Origin of the sequence: Kitasatospora sp. NPDC057512, from assembly GCF_042802135.1 — a bacterium.
Lineage (GTDB): Bacteria > Actinomycetota > Actinomycetes > Streptomycetales > Streptomycetaceae > Kitasatospora.
Window position 1 is genome coordinate 1 of record NZ_JBHVET010001111.1, and the last position, 1,872, is coordinate 1,872.

The following is a 1,872-nucleotide window of genomic DNA, read 5'->3' on the forward strand; positions in this document are numbered from 1 at the left end:
CCCGTCACGTCCCTGTTCGCGTCCCCCCGGCGTCCCCAGGCCTCCCCTTGACGGTGTCGGGGGCCGGGAGGACGCTGTACGTGTACGACATAAGCGTGTGCCGTACGCGGACAGTCGAAAGCACACGACCAAGAGTCGCGAGGCTCCCGGCGCTGACCCGACCGCTGGAGCGATCATGTCGACCAACCACTACGTGGCGCTGCCGGACAGCTCCCGCGTTCCGCTCGACGGAGCGCGGGTCATCGGACCGGCCGACCCACGGGCACCCCTGACCGTCACCGTCTACCTGCGGCGCGACCCCGACGCGCCCCCGCGCCCCGACGTCTACGAGCTCGCGATGCAGCCGCCGACCCGCCGCACCGCCCCCGACGACGAGGAGTACGCCGCCGTCCACCGGTGGCGCGACACCGACCTCAAGGCGGTCGAGGCGTTCGCCGGCGAGCACCACCTCGCCGTCTCCCACGAGAACCCGCTGGCCCGCAGCGTCCAGCTGACCGGTACCACCGAGGACGTCTCGAACGCCTTCCGGGTCACCCTGGCCCGCTACCGCTACCGGGACGCCGACGACAACGCCCGGATCTACCGGGGCCGCGAAGGCGCGGTCAACGTCCCCGCCGGGCTGAGCGGCATCGTCACCGGCGTCTTCGGCCTGGACGACCGGCCGATCGGCGCCAACCTGCTGATCCGCCCGGCCTTCACCGACCTCTCGCTGCCGATCGCCGAGGACGTGCCGGGGCTGCCGGCCGGCGTCTTCCTCCCGACCGACCTCGAAACCCCGTACGCCTACCCCGCCGGAACCGACGGCAGCGGACAGTGCGTCGCCGTCCTCGCGTTCAACGGCGAGACGGATCCCGGCGTCCCCTCCGGCGGCTACTCGGCCGACGCGCTGCGCACCTACTTCGCCGCCCTGGGACGGCCCATGCCGGACATCACCAACGTGGTGATCCCCAACGTCGGATCCACCGGCAACGACCCGGGCCGGGACGACGGCGGCCCGCTGCGGCTCGACAGCACCGGTGAGATCATGCTCGACCTCGCGGTGGTCGGCTCCCTCGCACCCAAGGCGAAGATCGTCGTCTACTTCAGCAAGTTCACCGAGCAGGGCTGGGTGGACGTGATCCACCGGATCGTGACCGACACGGTCAACCGGCCCTCGGTGATCTCCTGCAGCTACGGCAACGCCGAGGAGGGCCGCACGATGTGGACCCCCGGGGCGATCGACAGCGCCGACAGGGCCTTCAGCAGCGCGGCCGAGAAGTTCATCAGCATCTGCTGCGCCTCGGGCGACGACGGTTCCAGGGACCAGGCGCTCGACGAGCGCGCCCACGCCGACTTCCCCGCCTCCAGTCCGCACGTGCTCGGTGTCGGCGGCACCCGCCTGGTGGTGGATCAGGGGCAGGTGGTCAGCGAGACCGTCTGGGACGACGGCGCGGGCAACCGGACCGGTGGCGGCATCAGCAAGCTCTTCCCGGTGCCGCCCTTCCAGGAGGGCACCGCCGTGCCCCCGTCGGTCAACCCGCCGCACGCGCCCGGCCGGGGCGTGCCGGACGTGGCCGCGCTCGCGGCCGGCAGCACCGGCGTGGTCGTCCCGAGCATCGACGGCGAGCACCTCCTCGTGACCGGCGGCACCAGCGCCGCCGCCCCGATGTGGTCCGCCCTGCTCGCCCGGGTCAACCAGGGCCTGCCCGGCGCGGCCCAGGTCGGCTTCCTCAACCCGCTGCTGTACGCGAAGTTCGGCGCGGGCGTCCTGCGGGACATCACCAAGGGCAGCAACGGCGCCTACTTCGCCGCGAAGGGCTGGGACCCGTGCACCGGCCTCGGCAGCCCGGGCGGCCAGCAACTGCTGGACGGGCTCAAGGCCCTGTGAACCCC

Annotated in this window: 1 protein-coding gene; it reads left to right on the forward strand. The window is 72.6% G+C overall.

Annotated elements, in window-relative coordinates:
- Nucleotides 1-175 precede the first annotated feature (175 nt).
- On the forward strand, nucleotides 176-1,867 hold the full coding sequence (locus ACFU6K_RS38115) for a protease pro-enzyme activation domain-containing protein (protein WP_380671118.1): 1,692 nt from the start codon (nucleotides 176-178) through the stop codon (nucleotides 1,865-1,867).
- The last annotated feature ends 5 nt before the right edge of the window (nucleotides 1,868-1,872 follow it).